General features: G+C 35.7%; 20 protein-coding genes. 8 read left to right on the plus strand and 12 right to left on the minus strand.

From position 1 onward, the window contains the following. The first annotated feature begins 119 nt into the window (after positions 1 to 119). Both ACFPVY_RS14880 and ACFPVY_RS14885 read left to right on the plus strand, forming a co-directional pair. On the plus strand, positions 120 to 926 hold the full coding sequence (locus ACFPVY_RS14880; RefSeq protein WP_379792914.1) for a hypothetical protein: 807 nt from the start codon (positions 120 to 122) through the stop codon (positions 924 to 926). Next, positions 919 to 1,389 (plus strand): hypothetical protein, encoded by a 471-nt coding sequence (locus ACFPVY_RS14885; RefSeq protein WP_379792915.1) that lies wholly within the window; start codon positions 919 to 921, stop codon positions 1,387 to 1,389. Before ACFPVY_RS14880 ends, ACFPVY_RS14885 begins: the two co-directional genes overlap by 8 nt. 110 nt (positions 1,390 to 1,499) lie before the next feature. Here the strand turns inward: ACFPVY_RS14885 and ACFPVY_RS14890 are convergent, their stop codons facing one another. Next, complete coding sequence (locus ACFPVY_RS14890; RefSeq protein WP_379792916.1) at positions 1,500 to 1,889, minus strand: DUF1634 domain-containing protein; 390 nt, start codon at positions 1,887 to 1,889, stop codon at positions 1,500 to 1,502. A 2-nt stretch (positions 1,890 to 1,891) separates the two neighbouring features. Next, positions 1,892 to 2,728 (minus strand): sulfite exporter TauE/SafE family protein, encoded by an 837-nt coding sequence (locus ACFPVY_RS14895; protein WP_379792917.1) that lies wholly within the window; start codon positions 2,726 to 2,728, stop codon positions 1,892 to 1,894. A 281-nt stretch (positions 2,729 to 3,009) separates the two neighbouring features. On the opposite strand from ACFPVY_RS14895, the gene ACFPVY_RS14900 reads away from it, so the two are divergent. Together ACFPVY_RS14900 and ACFPVY_RS14905 are read left to right on the plus strand one after the other, a co-directional pair. Next, positions 3,010 to 3,462 carry a hypothetical protein gene (locus ACFPVY_RS14900; RefSeq protein WP_379792919.1) on the plus strand — a complete coding sequence of 151 codons (453 nt, stop codon included), beginning with the start codon at positions 3,010 to 3,012 and terminating at the stop codon, positions 3,460 to 3,462. A 25-nt stretch (positions 3,463 to 3,487) separates the two neighbouring features. Beyond that, positions 3,488 to 3,892: a lipocalin family protein gene (locus ACFPVY_RS14905; RefSeq protein WP_379792920.1), complete on the plus strand. Its 405-nt coding sequence runs from the start codon at positions 3,488 to 3,490 to the stop codon at positions 3,890 to 3,892. 34 nt (positions 3,893 to 3,926) lie between these two features. Here ACFPVY_RS14905 and ACFPVY_RS14910 read toward each other — a convergent pair whose 3' ends face one another. Beyond that, the gene (locus ACFPVY_RS14910; protein ID WP_379792921.1) at positions 3,927 to 5,489 is read right to left on the minus strand and encodes an NAD(P)/FAD-dependent oxidoreductase; all 1,563 of its coding nucleotides are present in this window, start codon (positions 5,487 to 5,489) and stop codon (positions 3,927 to 3,929) included. A gap of 290 nt (positions 5,490 to 5,779) precedes the next feature. On the opposite strand from ACFPVY_RS14910, the gene ACFPVY_RS14915 reads away from it, so the two are divergent. The 3 genes from ACFPVY_RS14915 (at position 5,780) to ACFPVY_RS14925 (ending at position 7,496) form a co-directional block, all read left to right on the plus strand. Next, positions 5,780 to 6,019 (plus strand): hypothetical protein, encoded by a 240-nt coding sequence (locus ACFPVY_RS14915; RefSeq protein WP_379792922.1) that lies wholly within the window; start codon positions 5,780 to 5,782, stop codon positions 6,017 to 6,019. A gap of 98 nt (positions 6,020 to 6,117) precedes the next feature. Next, positions 6,118 to 6,618 carry an RNA polymerase sigma factor gene (locus ACFPVY_RS14920; RefSeq protein ID WP_379793084.1) on the plus strand — a complete coding sequence of 167 codons (501 nt, stop codon included), beginning with the start codon at positions 6,118 to 6,120 and terminating at the stop codon, positions 6,616 to 6,618. A 2-nt stretch (positions 6,619 to 6,620) separates the two neighbouring features. Next, on the plus strand, positions 6,621 to 7,496 hold the full coding sequence (locus ACFPVY_RS14925; RefSeq protein ID WP_379792923.1) for a hypothetical protein: 876 nt from the start codon (positions 6,621 to 6,623) through the stop codon (positions 7,494 to 7,496). Here the strand turns inward: ACFPVY_RS14925 and ACFPVY_RS14930 are convergent. Both ACFPVY_RS14930 and ACFPVY_RS14935 read right to left on the minus strand, forming a co-directional pair. After that, positions 7,493 to 8,578 (minus strand): PAS domain-containing sensor histidine kinase, encoded by a 1,086-nt coding sequence (locus tag ACFPVY_RS14930; RefSeq protein ID WP_379792924.1) that lies wholly within the window; start codon positions 8,576 to 8,578, stop codon positions 7,493 to 7,495. The two genes, ACFPVY_RS14925 and ACFPVY_RS14930, sit on opposite strands and share 4 nt — an antisense overlap. A gap of 51 nt (positions 8,579 to 8,629) precedes the next feature. Then, complete coding sequence (locus ACFPVY_RS14935) at positions 8,630 to 10,264, minus strand: ABC-F family ATP-binding cassette domain-containing protein (RefSeq protein ID WP_379792925.1); 1,635 nt, start codon at positions 10,262 to 10,264, stop codon at positions 8,630 to 8,632. 176 nt (positions 10,265 to 10,440) lie between these two features. Here ACFPVY_RS14935 and ACFPVY_RS14940 point away from each other — a divergent pair, with 176 nt between their 5' ends. Further along, positions 10,441 to 11,541 (plus strand): AI-2E family transporter, encoded by a 1,101-nt coding sequence (locus tag ACFPVY_RS14940; RefSeq protein WP_379792926.1) that lies wholly within the window; start codon positions 10,441 to 10,443, stop codon positions 11,539 to 11,541. On the opposite strand, the gene ACFPVY_RS14945 is transcribed toward ACFPVY_RS14940, so the two are convergent. The 7 genes from ACFPVY_RS14945 to ACFPVY_RS14975 all read right to left on the minus strand — a co-directional run bounded on the left by ACFPVY_RS14945 (position 11,531) and on the right by ACFPVY_RS14975 (position 15,583). Further along, positions 11,531 to 12,061 (minus strand): GNAT family N-acetyltransferase, encoded by a 531-nt coding sequence (locus tag ACFPVY_RS14945; protein ID WP_379792927.1) that lies wholly within the window; start codon positions 12,059 to 12,061, stop codon positions 11,531 to 11,533. The genes ACFPVY_RS14940 and ACFPVY_RS14945 overlap by 11 nt on opposite strands. Positions 12,062 to 12,071: 10 nt before the next feature. Continuing rightward, positions 12,072 to 12,290 carry a putative signal transducing protein gene (locus ACFPVY_RS14950; RefSeq protein ID WP_379792929.1) on the minus strand — a complete coding sequence of 73 codons (219 nt, stop codon included), beginning with the start codon at positions 12,288 to 12,290 and terminating at the stop codon, positions 12,072 to 12,074. Positions 12,291 to 12,301: 11 nt separating this feature from the next. Continuing rightward, positions 12,302 to 13,108: an alpha/beta hydrolase gene (locus ACFPVY_RS14955; protein WP_379792930.1), complete on the minus strand. Its 807-nt coding sequence runs from the start codon at positions 13,106 to 13,108 to the stop codon at positions 12,302 to 12,304. Between the two features lie 3 nt (positions 13,109 to 13,111). Next, complete coding sequence (locus ACFPVY_RS14960; RefSeq protein WP_379792931.1) at positions 13,112 to 13,396, minus strand: type II toxin-antitoxin system RelE/ParE family toxin; 285 nt, start codon at positions 13,394 to 13,396, stop codon at positions 13,112 to 13,114. Continuing rightward, positions 13,396 to 13,641 (minus strand): hypothetical protein, encoded by a 246-nt coding sequence (locus ACFPVY_RS14965; RefSeq protein WP_379792933.1) that lies wholly within the window; start codon positions 13,639 to 13,641, stop codon positions 13,396 to 13,398. The genes ACFPVY_RS14960 and ACFPVY_RS14965 overlap by 1 nt, the downstream gene beginning before the upstream one ends. Positions 13,642 to 13,672: 31 nt before the next feature. Further along, entirely contained in the window at positions 13,673 to 14,347 is a 675-nt protein-coding gene (locus tag ACFPVY_RS14970) for a DEAD/DEAH box helicase (RefSeq protein ID WP_379792934.1), read from the minus strand. A 72-nt stretch (positions 14,348 to 14,419) separates the two neighbouring features. After that, positions 14,420 to 15,583 (minus strand): sigma-54-dependent transcriptional regulator, encoded by a 1,164-nt coding sequence (locus ACFPVY_RS14975; RefSeq protein ID WP_379792935.1) that lies wholly within the window; start codon positions 15,581 to 15,583, stop codon positions 14,420 to 14,422. Between the last annotated feature and the right edge of the window lie 150 nt (positions 15,584 to 15,733).

A 15,733-nucleotide genomic window follows, 5' to 3' on the forward strand; every position in this document is an offset into this window, starting at 1 on the left:
ATATATTTGATTTGAATAAATAAACGAATCACGAATATCTCAATTCGAAATATTTATAAAAAATTTTTTCGAAAAAAATTTTAAAAGTATTCAAAACTTAAATTATAAAATGTAGAGGGATGAAAAAAATTATTAAAAAACCTTTAATCTTTAGTGGAGTTTTTTTATATTTAGATAATGATAAGCTATCGATTGACAATTTTCACAAACATCTTCCATCAGGCTCTTATACTAACAATGGCGATAGTAAAGTTCAAATTTTTGATATCGAATACGAAGAAAGCTATTTAAAAATGAATTTTGGAGAAGGCATTGTTGGACCTAGAAATCCAAACGTCTATAATTTTGACACTAAAGAAGAAGAGCCGAATCCCAGAACAAAAAATCAAGTTGAACCACGTCAAACTTTCGCGGTTGTAGATTTTAGAACTAGCTTTGTTTGGATAAGCAATTCTAAAAAAAGAGTTGCCCTAATAGATTTATTTAAAGATTACTTTAAAACTTCATCAATTGTTGTAAAAGAAATATATGATGAAGGGCAATTTATTGAGATGCTTAAAAGTCTTGATAACATAAAGATATCAGCAGTTCCTAATCTATTTAGTGACTCCGGAATACTGAGCAAAACGTTGTCTGAAGAAATAAATGGTTATGAAGCTAGCGTTGCGACATTGAGTTTAAGTTATAATAACAGATTAACTAACAATTATCTAATTGGAAAAGTAAAGTCGATTTTCGAACAAAAAAATTCTTTAAAAAGTATTGTAATTGCGGGGAAAGACGAAAACAACTTAGGAATGCTTTTTAACACTGAAGGGTTTTCGAGAAAAATTGACATTGAAGCGATAGTCGATGAAGATGAAATGTTTTCTCCCGAGGATGTTTACAGGAAATTAATTTACAAAATAAAAAAAGAAAATGCTTAAAAATATTTTGCTTCTAATTTTCTCTATAATAATTATTTTAACGTTTGCGGTAACTACAAATTTGGATAGGAAAGCATTTGAAGTTATAGCTACTTTTTTATCAATAACAACTGGATTTACTATAACCGCATTGTCAATCATTGCAACTTCACCATTTTCAAAAAATCTATATGAACAAGAAAGTAAAAAAGATAACTCGAAAACTATACTTCACGAACTTGTAGACAAATTTAAAATATCCATGAAAATGTTCATTGTAACAATTTGTTTTATTATATTATTAAATCTTTTCAATGAAAATTACGTCGCTAAATCATTCATAATTTTCGAACATACAATTACTACTATTGATCTGTTAAAATCAATGATTTTATATTTAACAATTGTGTCATTAATTTCATTTATAACTTTATTTGACACTTTTTCAAAGTTTGTAGTTAAGTCTGGAAAATCAATTAAGTAACAATTTTTGTAGCATATTTTTTTAAAAAAATTAACAGACGCCTTTTTGACTTATCAACGCTTGAAACAAAAGCTTGCTATTACATAGTTTTCCTCAAAATTGCATTAACCTCAATGTGCAAACCCTAACCAAACACTCACCCCAATAATCAAAATCACCACCAAAGTTATCCCAACATACAGATAATCTTTCTCCAGTAAAAACGAAAACAGCGATAAAATCACGCGTAACACGGGCGTGAGAAACAACAAAATAATTCCCAAAAAGATTAGCGATTCGCCTTGAAAAGTTGCAATTCCTTCAAAAACAGAAGTTACGACTTGAAAAATACTGCGGTCGTTTTCAATGAATTTTGAATAATTTACGGTTTCGGTTCCGTGATTTGATAAATAGACTATTCCGCCCAAAAAAGCGACGGCAAGCGAAATCCAAACGCCATAACGAAGCAAGTTTCCAATCAATTGCTGAAAATCTCTTTCTCCAAATTTTTCCTTTTCCATACTTAGATTTTTCCTGTAAGTCCGTTATAAATCATGTTGATTGCCAAGAAAAAAATCAAAACAGCAAAGAATATTCTCAGCTTCTTTGGATTGGCTTTTACCAAAACTTTAGCGCCAGTCATGGCTCCAAACAAAACGCCAATGACCACTGGCATGCAGATTCCGGGTTCGATGTAGCCTTTTTGGATATAAATCACAGAACTCGCCATGGCGGTCACGCCCATCATAAAATTGCTGGTTGTCGTGGAAACCTTAAACGGAATTCTCATGATATTGTCCATCGCAATTACCTTAAAAGCGCCAGAACCAATTCCCAAAAGTCCCGACATCATTCCGGCAATTCCCATCATGCTGAAACCGCCAATGACGTTTTTTGTTCCGTAAGAAATAAGTTCTCCGTTTTGAGAAGGATATGTTCCGTTTAATTTTAGGGTTTTGGCCAAATTGCTTGATTCTAAAACGATGTGTTCTTGTTTTTTACGTAGAGAATTTAGGGAAGAAAATATCAAAGTCAGTCCGAATAAAACGGCAATAAAAGATGTTGGGGCGATTGCAGAAAGTAGCGCACCACCAACAGCGCCAATGGTTGTAGCGATTTCCAAGAAAATCCCGAGTCGCATATTGGTAATTCCTTCCTTGACATAAGCCGAAGCCGAACCAGAAGACGTGGCAATCACGGAAACCAGTGCGGTTCCAATCGCCAAGTGAATGTCAACTCCTAAAACTATGGTAAGTAAGGGAATAATGATGATGCCACCGCCAAGGCCTGATAATGAACCAATAAAGCCAGCGAGAAACGCACCCAGAAGCATAATGAGGGTAAAAGTTAAGACTGTCATACAAAAAACTTAGCCACAAATTTACGACTTGAGAAAAGGAATGGGAAGGAAATTAAGATTTTGATAGGATACTTTACAGCATTTGAATTACTTAAACGCAAAAAATAAATAACATTTCTTAAAGCCGTATTTAAAAAAATTTATATTTGCTAAAATTTATAACGTAATTTATTATGCGCCTCTTTACTTTTTTCTCGTTGATAATGCTACCACTGTTGGCAAACTCACAAGACAAACCAAAACGTCCTGTAATAGAGTATTTAAATATGACATCGTTTTCGATGACAAAAAATACTGAAAGCTACTTTACAGATTATCATTCTGACGAAGTCAGAGCTAAAGACGGCCTGGCATTTGATTTAAATACCATTCACGGTGCAAAATTTTTTGGGTACGTGGCACTTTCTGCTGGCTTTTCGATAGATTGGAATATTAATAAAACTTTTTTATCAACACCGCTTATCGTTGATGTTCGAGTTTTCACGAGTAGAACTTCAGAAAACCCTCTGTTTTTTTATTTGCAGACCGGCCCCAATATACGATGGTCGGACTCTTTTGGTTCAAATGGTGGCACGACAAAAGGCGGAGTAGGAATGATTTTTAATTATGATAACCAAGTCTCATATTACTTCGACTTTTTTAAAAAGAGTAAGGTTTTGATGATAGACGACGCAACCCATGACGGCAATTATCACGCGACTGGTTATGGAATTTCTTTAGGGATACAATTTTAAACACAAATAATTAAATATGAAAAAAATGGCACTACTGGCAGCAACCGTTTTACTTTTAGCGGGTTGCTCCAGTGACGATGATTCTTCATCAAACAATTTTACCATTTATGGAAAATGGTACCAAAAAGAATCTGTAATTAACAATACGGTTTTTCCTTATGATGACCACGAAATATGCGGCAAAGACTATCTAGAATTTTATGACGAAAACAAAGTGAAAAGTATTGACGTTTGGGATTGCGAAGAAGATTTGGACTGGCAAGGTACATTTACCAAAAACGGAAACAGTCTGACTATTTCTAATGGTTCCGAGAACATGACTGTGGAAATCACGGAATTGACTTCAGAATCTCTTGCTTTCAAATACAATTCAGACGTTGACGAAAACGGCACAGAAGAACAAGTAATTGAACGATTTACAAGAAATTAGCAAAAGCCTCCTTCGGGAGGTTTTTTTATACTTACTAAAAAACTCCCAAACTCTCCCCTATTTTCAACGCACATTTTTCCCCATCGATTGCGGCCGAAATAATTCCTCCGGCATAACCTGCGCCTTCACCGCAAGGATACAAACCTTTCACCTGAACGTGTTCTAAAGAAAAGTTATCTCTTGGGATTCTCACCGGAGATGAAGTTCGGGATTCTGGTGCGTGAAGAATCGCTTCGTTTGTCATATAACCGCGCATCGATTTGCCGAATTGCGTGAAACCTTCTCGCAGTATTTGGGTTAAAAATCCTGGAAAAACTTGTCCTAATTCTACTGGAGTTGTTCCTGGAACATAAGAAGTTTTCGGGATATCTTGCGACACTTTACTTTGCGTAAAATCAACCATTCTTTGCGCAGGAACGCGTTGGGTTTCTCCCGCCAAATGCCACGCTTTTTGCTCGATGCTTTTTTGGAATTCCATTCCGGCTAAGGCTCCAAATTTTTCAAACGGCTCGAAATCTTCAAGTTTTAATTCGACAACAATTCCAGAATTTGCAGTTTCTTGGTCGCGTTTTGATGGGGACCAACCGTTCGTCACTACTTCGCCCGGACTCGTCGCGCAAGGCGCAATCACGCCACCCGGACACATACAGAATGAATACATCCCGCGTCCGTTGACTTGTTTTACGATGGAATAAGGAGCTGGCGGTAAATGTTCGCCACGGAAATCACAACTGTATTGAATGCTGTCAATCAGCGTTTGCGGATGTTCTGCGCGAACGCCTAAAGCAAAAGGTTTTGCTTCTATAAATATTTTTTTTCTGTCTAATAATTCAAAGATATCACGAGCCGAATGCCCAGTTGCCAAGATGATTTTCTGTGCATTGATGATGTCGCCGTTTTGAGTTTCCACACCTTGCACTTCATTATTTTTCACAATAATATCGGTAACTCTGGTGTCGAACAAAACTTTTCCGCCGAATTCAATTATTTTTTCACGGATGGATTTGATGATTTTCGGAAGTTTATTTGTTCCAATGTGCGGATGCGCTTCAACCAAAATATCGTCTGAAGCTCCAAATGCCACGAATAACTCCAAGATTCTGTCCACGTCGCCACGTTTTTTTGAACGTGTGTAGAGTTTTCCGTCAGAATAGGTTCCGGCACCGCCTTCGCCATAGCAATAATTTGAATCTTCGTTTACGATGTGGTCGCGGTTGATGGCTTTTAAATCGCGTCGTCTTTCTTGAACATCTTTTCCTCTTTCAAGAACGATTGGTTTTAAACCCAATTCAATTAATTGCAAAGCAGCAAATAATCCGGCTGGACCGGCGCCAATGACAATCACTTCTTGTTTAGCTGAAACGTCTTTATAATCTGGAAGATTTCTCTTGATTTCCTGATATTCTTCGTTCCAATACACCGCGATTTTTAGATTGACTTTAACCGATTTTTGTCGGGCGTCGATGGAACGCTTGATGATGGAAATGTGCTTTATTTCTGAAGCTTTTACTTGCATTAATTTTGCGACGAAATCAGTCAATAACTGTTCGTTTGCAGCCACTTCAGGCGCGACTTGTATTTGAAATTCTCTTGGCATGGCGCAAAGGTAGAAAAATTTACTGCTTTTTATAAATTTTAGGAAGTTCGTTGATTGCAATTGGGCAAAAGTGGATTGAAAAGGTAAATGAACTTTATACCGAAATGTGCGACAGGGATTGCAGCGGAAATCCCGGAGCTGAAAAAATTTAAAATTCAAGACAGAAAAGAGCGACCAAAGGAAGCTCCTTTTATGGCTATGAATTTAATTTTTGCAGCGAGGAATTGAAGCGGAAAGCCCGGCCGTTCGCCCTTAAAAAAATCGTAAATTTGTTTTTTAAAATATAAGTAATGTCTAGAAAAATAAAATTGATTTGGGATTTTAGAGGTCCGGCTTCGGCAAAAACGGCAGAGCATCACGAAATTCATTTGAAAGAATTCATTGAAATGGAGAAATTGCCGTTGAATATTACGGGTTTTGAGATTATCAACGATATGCTTGCCATCGCTTATATGGTGGTGACTGACGAAAATATGATTGCGGTTCGCGATGCCTTGAAACCGCACCGTGGCGAAATTTATGAAGGCTAAAAAATTTTCAATCTTTCCCAACCTTTTTTCAAAAATTATACTCTATATAAAAAACAGCGATTGTGATTGACGAAAAAATAATATCTGAGTGTAAGAAAATGCATCGCGCCGCGCAACGGCAGTTGTATGAATTGATGGCGCCAAAGTTGTACCAAACTTGCAAGCGCTACTTGAAAAAGGAGGAAGAAATTGAGGAAGCTTTGGCCGATGCTTTTTATACTATTTTCACAAAACTAGACCAGTTGAAAGAGGTTTTGGCCTTTGAAGCTTGGGCTCGAAAAATTGCTGTGAACCAGTGTTTGCTGACGTTGCGAAAAAATGTGAACTTCAATATTTACATCGACGACATGAAACAGGAACCGAATTTGGAAAGTGCTTCGGAGACATTTTTAGAGGCGGAAGATTTGATGCAGTTGCTAAATCACATTCCAGAAGGTTGCAAAACGGTGTTTAATCTTTTTGCGATTGAGGGTTTTTCTCATAAGGAAATCGCTTCAATGTTGGGGATTTCTGAGGGAACTTCGAAATCGCAATTGAACGTTTCGAGAACGAAGTTGAAGGAATTAGTGAACGGTCTTTATTATCAAAAAGCAAAATAGTGATGGAAAATCAAGATAAAATATACCAACAATTTAAGGATGCCGCCGGAAAAGTGGAATCGAAGGATTTTGCAGGAATGGAGAAAGTCTGGGGGAATATTGAAGGAAAATTAGAAACAAAAGCATTACAAAAAGAGAATACAACTTGGAAGAAAATTGCCATTGCAGCGTCGATTTTATTGGTGGCGACTGTTGGTTATCAATTTTTAAAAGATTCTGACGAAGAAATAATTGTTCCGAAGGAAAACGTGGTTTCGTCTGAACCAAAGGAAATTATGGAAGAATCTGTCGCAGAAGTTGAAAGTAAAAATCCATTGATTAAAGAAAATGCAGAAGAGATAATTGAGGAAGAATTGCGTCCGGCGACAAAAATGGCGGTTCAAGAAGCACCTTCCATGAGCCATGAAGCGGCTCCATCAGCGAATTTCATACCTGCGAAAGACGAAGAAATCAAAACAGAAAGTAATGGCTATTTTGCCAAAAGAAAATTTGATGCCGTTGGCGTTAGACATTATGAAACGGAAGTTGCGGCAGAAAAATCAACGGAAGAAGCTGTTGTGGTTCAAGAAAAAGCAGCGCCGCTCTTGGTGATTGACGGAAAAGCGGTAAAAGCGAAAGACCAAGTTAACTTTAATGAATTTGATGCCCATTCTGTTCAATATCTTGACAATCCGCTATACATCATTAACGGCCTGGAATATACTGAAAAAGAGCTTTTTGGCCCAAATCCAACAAGTCCCTATTATCCATTAAATAAACAGGAAATTACTTCAACCACAGTTTTACAAGGAGAAAGCGCGACGAATTTATATGGTGAAAAAGGAAAAAAAGGTGTGGTAATTATTTCGACCAAAGATAAAAAACCGTTGAAAAATTAGCAGTCGAATTTAATTCGCATTGTTGTTCCGATCTTTTCTTGGCTTTCGATATTTAATTTGCAATTGCATTTTTCAGCTAAATTGACAACGAGCTGCAGGCCGATTCCGGTTCCTTTTTCGTTGTCAGTTCCTTTTCGGGACGAATTATTGTTGTGTAAAATATCGTGAATCATTTCTGGCGACATTCCGATTCCGCTATCTTTTATAATCAATTCATTTTCTGTCGATTCAATCGAGATTTGACCGTTTTGAGGCGTGAATTTTATTGCATTTGAAAGCAAATTTCTGATGATAATTGTGACGACTTCCACATCAGCGATGATATTTTTCAAATAGCTTACATCTACCGAAATAGCGATATTTTTATTTTCGTAAGATGATTTGTAAATGGCAAGAATTGATTTCAGAAGCTGGTCAAAATTAATTACTTCCTCATCTAATTTGATTGAATTGAAATTTAATTTTGCCCAATGAAACGTGTTGTCTAAAAGCTCTAAAACCTGATTTGACTGGTCATTCACCATCCCGATTAAAGAAACAAATTCAGAATTTGAGATGTCAGTATTTTTTGCCATTGAAGAAATGGTCATCAAATTAGCCACCGGACTTCGCAAATCGTGACCTAAAATAGAAAGCATCCGGTCGTTATTTGCGTTGATATTTTTAAGTTCTTCTTGGATTTTTATTTCTTTATCAAGATCGATAAACGCCACAACGTGAATTTTGTTGATTACCGAAGCTTTCACTTCATACCAACGTTTTGTGCCATTTTTGCAAGTAACAAAAGATTTATTTTTGACAAAAACTTTGCCTTTTTGTTGTGCCAAAAGCTCTTCGTTATCCCAATCAGTAATCACCTTATTCATGTAATCTTGCTCTGGATATGCTTTCTCATACCAAGCTTCAATTGTAGGAATTTCCTCTAAAGAATACCCGATTTCCTCTAAGAATTTTTCGTTGAGATAAGTGTTGTAATGGACGTTGTCAATGACTTCTGCGATGATAAACGGATAAGGCAAAAAGTCTGCCACGCCGTGCAATTCAATCCTTGAAACATTTAAATTGCCTACATCTTCAATCATCTTGTTTGATTTGATGTAGGCAATTTAAGGAATTATTTGATTCTATTTAAATTACTTTTCGATTTCTCGCAAGCTATCCATTTTTTTGTGTTCTAAGAAACCTTTGATGTCTTCAAAATGTTCTTTAACGCGCTTGTTTCCGAATTCGAAAACTTTGGTTGCCAAACCGTCCAAGAAATCTCTATCGTGCGAAACCAGGATTAAAGTTCCGTCAAAATCACGAAGCGCATCTTTGATAATGTCTTTGGTTTTCATATCTAAGTGATTCGAAGGCTCATCCAGAATTAATAAATTCACTGGTTCAAGCAATAATTTGATCATCGCTAAACGTGTTTTTTCTCCTCCAGAAAGCACTTTTACTTTTTTAGTCGTATCGTCTCCGTGGAACATAAATGCGCCAAGAATATTCTTGATTTGCGTTCGAACTTCACCAACTGCGATGTTATCAATTGTTTCAAAAATCGTAGCATTTTCATCTAACAACGAAGCTTGATTTTGAGCAAAATATCCAATTTGAGAATTATGACCTACTTCCACAGAACCGCTGTCGATCCCGATTTCCTTCATAATTGCTTTGATCATTGTCGATTTTCCTTCCCCATTTTTCCCGACGAAAGCTACTTTTTGACCTCTTTCAATTACGATATTTGCATCTTTGAAAACCACGTGATCGCCGTACGATTTTGTCAAATCTTTAACCACGACCGGATAATTTCCAGAACGTGCCGCCGGCGGAAATTTCAACTTTAGCGCCGATGTATCCACCTCATCTACTTGAACCAAAACCAGTTTTTCAAGCATTTTCACACGCGATTGAACGGCATCGGTTTTTGAAAAAGTCCCTCTAAAACGATCAATAAATGCTTGATTGTCAGCAATCATTCTTTGTTGTTCGTCGTATGCTTTTTGCTGGTGAACTCTTCTATCTTTTCTTAATTCTAAATAGTGCGAATATTTGGCTTTGTAGTCATAAATTCTTCCCATTGTTACCTCGATCGTGCGATTCGTGATGTTGTCCACAAACGCTCTATCGTGAGAAATTACCACAACCGCTTTGGCAGAATTGATTAAAAAATCCTCTAACCATTGAATCGATTCAATATCCATGTGGTTTGTTGGCTCATCTAAAAGAATCAAATCTGGTTTTTGCAACAAGATTTTAGCCAATTCAATTCGCATTCTCCAACCTCCAGAAAATTCTGAAGTCTGACGCGAAAAATCTTCCCTTTCAAAACCTAAACCGATTAGAATTTTCTCAACTTCTGCTTCGTAATTTACTTCTTCAATTGCATAAAATTTCTCGCTCAAATCAGAAACTCTTTCGATCAATTTCATATAATCATCTGATTCATAATCAGTGCGAACTGTCAATTGCTCGTTTAAATGATCAATTTCAGCTTTCATTTTGAAGATTTCTCCAAAAGCTTTTGATGTTTCTTCCATCACGGTTGAATCATCTTTTGTCAGCAAATGTTGTGGCAAATAAGCGATTACAGCTTCTTTTGGTGCAGAAATATTTCCGGTTGAAGGCTTGCTTTGTCCCGCAATAATCTTCAAAAGCGTCGATTTTCCGGCCCCATTTTTACCCATAAGGGCAATTTTGTCATTTTCGTTTATCGCAAAAGAAACATCGCTGAAAAGTGTTGTTCCGCCAAATTGTACTGAAATATCGTTTACTGTAATCATTGAGATTGATAGATTTTTAGATTTTTAGACTGCCGAAATCATTCACAGTCTTATCAAATTTTGAAGCTGCAAAGATAACTTAATTAAGGAATTAGGCAATTTGAAAAATGCAAACTCAGGGCTTTTCTCTTAAAAATAAAATTATTGGCTTATATTTATAGTAAGATTTACAAATAATGATAAAAGCTACTCCGTTTTACACTAGACTTGCACACGTTTTAATTTCAATAATCTGCCTTTTTTATTTGGCAATTATCGGTCAAACCTTATTGGCTCCGTTGATTTTTGCATTTTTATTTGCTTTGTTGCTTTTGCCATTTGCAAACTTTTTAGAACATAAATTTAAATTCCCAAGATCACTCTCATCGGCGGCAGTTTTGCTGACTTTAGTCTTAGGAATTTCCGCAGTAATTTTTTTGCTCCTGAATCAAATGAGCGAATTGACAAATGATTTGCCAGCTTTTAAGGCACAACTTTTAGAAACTTCGACCCAAATTCAAGATTGGATTTCAGATACTTTTCACGTCGATAATTCTGAACAAATCAATTACATCAACTCAGCAACGAGCGACGCTTTAAGCCAAGGAACTTCCCTTTTAGGACAAACTTTATTGTCAGTTTCTTCACTGATGCTATTTTTGGTTTTCATCTTTTTATATACGTTTTTCATCCTTTTACATCGAAGACTTTTGCTAAATTTCTTGGTTTCGTTGTTTAATGAAAAGCACTCTGCAACGGTTTACGATGTAGTTTCAAACATTCAATATATTGTCAAAAAATACATCGTCGGCTTATTTCTTCAAATGCTGATTGTGTCGACTTTAGCGTGTGTTTCCTTTGAAATCATCGGAATTAAATATGCTTTTTTACTCGGATTAATTACCGGAATTTTCAACATAATTCCTTACATCGGAATTCTAGTGGCTTCCTTATTAACCGTTTTGCTGACCTTTTCAACGATGGGTTCCACGACAGTTTTATTTGTTTTGGCTACGATTTTCGTAATCCATTTGATTGACAGCAATTATGTGATGCCAAAAATTGTCGGTTCAAAAGTGAAGATAAATACATTGACCGCTTTAATAGGATTGGTACTTGGAGAATTAATTTGGGGAATAAAAGGAATGTTTTTGTCTATCCCGATTATTGCAATTTTCAAGGTAGTTTTTGACCGTGTTGACGGATTAAAACCTTGGGGTTATGTTTTGGGCGAAGAAGAACATGTGCCCACACCTGAAGTTGTAGATGTGGAAGAAATTCACGAACCTAAAGAATAATATTCGGATTTTTCAATTCATACCAAACTTCCTCAGTTCCATCTAATTCAAAAGAATTTACAAATTTCATCCCTACTTTTTCAAGAATTTTTCTAGAATTTAAATTGTCGAAATCGGCGTAAGCGTTGATTACCGGAAGCTTCATTTCGTTAAAACCAAAATCCACGAAAGCTTTGGCAGTTTCAAATGCGTAGCCTTTTCCCCAATGCTTTTGGATAAATCGGTAGCCTAAATCATAAAAAGTCTCGTGCCCGTTGACATTTTTTTCTAATTTCAAGCCAGACCAACCGATGAATTCGCCAGTTTCTTTTAGAATTACAGCCCAACGACCGATTCCGTTTTCAAGATATTGCTGGCGAATATTGGCAATCATTTCACGACTTTCTTCAATAGATTTTACAGGATTATTTCCCAAATAAATATGAACTTCAGGATTGGAATCAAGCTCAAACATTCCCGCATCATCCGTCGGAAGCAGTTCTCTAAGTAATAATCTTTCAGTTTCTATTGAAGTTTTCATCGCAATTTATTTATTGAACGCTAATTTTAAAATCGGTAATCACTGGATCTGCTTTGCCATATTTTGACTCGTCGATAAACAATTCTACCGCCAAACTTGAAGCTGAACCTAAAACGATATTTGACTGATTGTTGTTTTTCATAATCACATCAATTCCCGCTTCTTCTAATTTTGTTTTCAATGCACTTGCCAAAATCTCGCTTCCAGAAAACACTTTCATTAATCCCATTATAATTTATTTTAGTTTAGTATATTTTTAATTTGTTCTTGGTATTCTAAATTGTAATTTATTCGTTTATGCTCTTGGTTTTTCAAGATATAAAGATGGTCAGTCGGTTTATATAATTTACTCAATCTAACCGAATTTTTAACCGGAATCAATGCGTCATTTTCTCCGTGGAAAATATAAATCGGAGCTTTTACTTTTGAAATATATTGGTCGGTTTCAAATTTATAACGTTTTACAAAATTTGGAACAAAAGGTAATTTTGAGCTAGACAATTCTCCAAAATTATAATAAGCCGATTGCAAAATAAGTCGCTTTGGATTGTTCTTGGAAGCCAAAATTGTTGCCGGTCCAGAACCAATTGAGTAACCAATAACCGAAATTTTATCTTCAGAATATTTTGTTTTTAAGAAATTATAAATCGCATCCATGTCTTTATTGAATTGCGCTTCATTTTCAATTGTTCCGCCACTTTTTCCGTAACCGCGATAATCCATTATGAAGAAATCATAGCCAATGGAATTGTAAAATTCGGCTTGATTTCCCCAAGAATCTAACGCGCCCATATTTCCATGAAGGAAAAAAATCAGTCCTTTTGGATTTTCCACTTTAAAGAATAGTCCATTTAAATTCGTCTTGTCAAACGACGGAATATTGACTTCTTCAAAATCGGCATCAAATTTATACTTGAAATCCTTTGCCAAAATCGTCGGCCTGAAAATCAAACTTTCCTGGCTGAAATATAGAAAAACAATGGCAAGCACATAAATTATTGCGAACAATAAAATGATTCTGGTTAGTATAAATTTGAGAAGTTGCATATTTTATTTCGGACTTTTTCGGCAATCAAAAATTTGAACAATCCGAACTTCGCTTTCACTCTGAACTTTATAGATTATCTTATAATTTCTGACAATTATTCTTCTGTAAGGTTCTCCTAAAAACTCATCAACTTGATATTGAGTTACAAAACGGATACTTTTTATATTGGAAATTATATCGTTTAGCACATTTTTCGCTCCTTGTTTTGACTTAATTTTTAAATAGTCAAAAATCAATTTCAAGTCTTTTTCGGCTTCGACATCAAATACAATCTGAATTGGCTTCATTACCAATTCTTAATATTTTCTTCCAAATCTTTTAAAGTAACATATTTTCCAGAAGTAATTCTTTCGTCAGCTTCTTGAACCAAATTTATGTATTCCTCTTTTGTTACAGGATAGCCATTCGCCGTATGTGCTACAACTTCTTCGTCTAAAATGGTTTTAAAAGCAATCAGTTTTTGCAGTTTGCCTTCATCTTTAATATGAAGCAACCAATCCATCAACTCTAATTTTTTCAATGCGATATCCATAACCAATTGATTTTATAGCAAATATAAGAAATTATTCTTCCTTATTTTCTTCGTCTTCCTCTTTAGCGTCTTCCTCTTCCTCTTCAAAATCTTCATCATCCATTTCAAAGAAAACCGGCTCAATCATAATTCTATCTGCAAAACTATCAATTCTTTCGGTGATATTTTCAGAAAATAAAATGCGCTGTGTTTTTCCCATTGCTTCTGACATTCTCGCCAATTTTGTATCAAAACGAAGACGCAAAAGTTCGTCAGCATCCTCAATAATATACATTTTCAAACGATTCACGTCAAAACCTGCCGAAGCAAACATTTCGCTGATTCGATTTGGAGTTCCAATTAAAACGTCAATTCCAAGTGAAATATGGTTTTTATCAAAGTCAATATCACCCCTGTCGTGAACGCCATAAACTCTTAAATCAGTATAATTTCCAAGTTCTTCAAATAGAATTTTCATCTCGATTAATTTTTCCTTATTTGGAACAATAATCAAGGCTCTCGGCGATTCTTCAAATTCTTTTTCCAATCTTTGGATAACATTCATCACCAAAGTTGTTGTTTTTCCAGATTTTGCAGGAGCAATTATTACGCAATCCGCGCCACTTTTGATAGTTGAAAACGTTTCTTGTTGCATTTCATTAGCTTCGGTCAAACCTTTGTCAATTAATGCTTTTTGAAGATTTTCGTTTATTTTTTTTAGTTTCATTTTTTAATGCTGTAAGCTTTAAGCATTGAGCTGTAGGCCTATCGCCTAATGCTTATTGCTTAAAGCAAATTATTATTTGCTTGCAAAAAGCTTCACATCTGTTTCAGATATTTCGCTTCCGCCAAGTATTATTAGTCTTTCGATTACGTTTCTTAATTCACGGATATTTCCCGTCCAATCATATTCTTTTAATAAGGAAATGGCGTCATCAGAAAATTTCTTTTGCGTGCTTCCTTGTTCCAAAGCGATTTTTTCGGTAAAATGATTAATCAACAACGGAATATCGTCGCGCCTGTCATTCAGCGCTGGAACTTTGATTAAAATTACCGCCAATCTGTGGTACAAATCTTCACGGAAACGTCCTTCTTCAATTTCTTTTTTCAAGTCTTTGTTGGTTGCCGCAACAACGCGAACATTCACTTTTATGTCTTTATCAGCGCCAACTCTGGTAATCATACTTTCTTGCAAAGCACGTAAAACCTTGGCTTGAGCCGACAAACTCATGTCACCAATTTCATCTAAGAAAATCGTGCCGCCGTCGGCAGCTTCAAATTTTCCGGCTCTGTCTTTTACGGCAGAAGTAAACGCTCCTTTTACGTGCCCAAAAAGTTCACTTTCAATTAATTCTGACGGAATTGCAGCACAATTTACTTCAATTAAAGGTGCGTTTGAACGTTCACTTTTTTCGTGTAATTGATGCGCGACTAATTCTTTTCCAGTTCCATTTGGACCTGTGATTAAAACTCTGGCGTCAGTTTGGGCTACTTTTTCAATGATGTCTTTAATGTGATTTATAGGCTCACTTTGACCAATCATTTCATAGTTTTTACTGACTTTTTTCTTCAGAATTTTGTTTTCTACAACCAATTGCTTTTTGTCTAAAGCGTTTCTGACCGTATTTAAAAGTCGGTTTAAATCTGGTGGTTTTGAAATGTAATCAAAAGCACCTAGACGCATTGTGTTGATGGCAGTTTCTAAATCTCCGTGTCCAGAAATCATCACCATCGGGATTTCTGGTTTTATTTTTTTAACCGCTTCGAGTACTTCCACTCCGTCCATTTTTGGCATTTTTATATCGCACAAAACCAAGTCATAATCGTCATTCTTGATTTTTTCGAGTCCGATTTGACCGTCTTCTGCCTCTTCAACTTTGTAACTATCATTTTCCTCAGAAAGGATTTTTGTCAAAACTCTTCTGATTGCTGCTTCGTCTTCTATGATTAATATTTTGGGCATTCTTTTTTTGGGTTTAAGGTTTTTGGTTCAGGGTTCAAGCTTTTCAAAGTTAGCTAAAATCGTTTAAAATTTGGTTAACTTTTTCCTAACCCTACTAGGGTTTAAAACCCTAGTAGGGTTATTGCTGTAGCAATCAGCTTTCTTAAATTT

Source organism: Flavobacterium qiangtangense, assembly GCF_042658345.1.
Classification (GTDB): domain Bacteria; phylum Bacteroidota; class Bacteroidia; order Flavobacteriales; family Flavobacteriaceae; genus Flavobacterium; species Flavobacterium qiangtangense.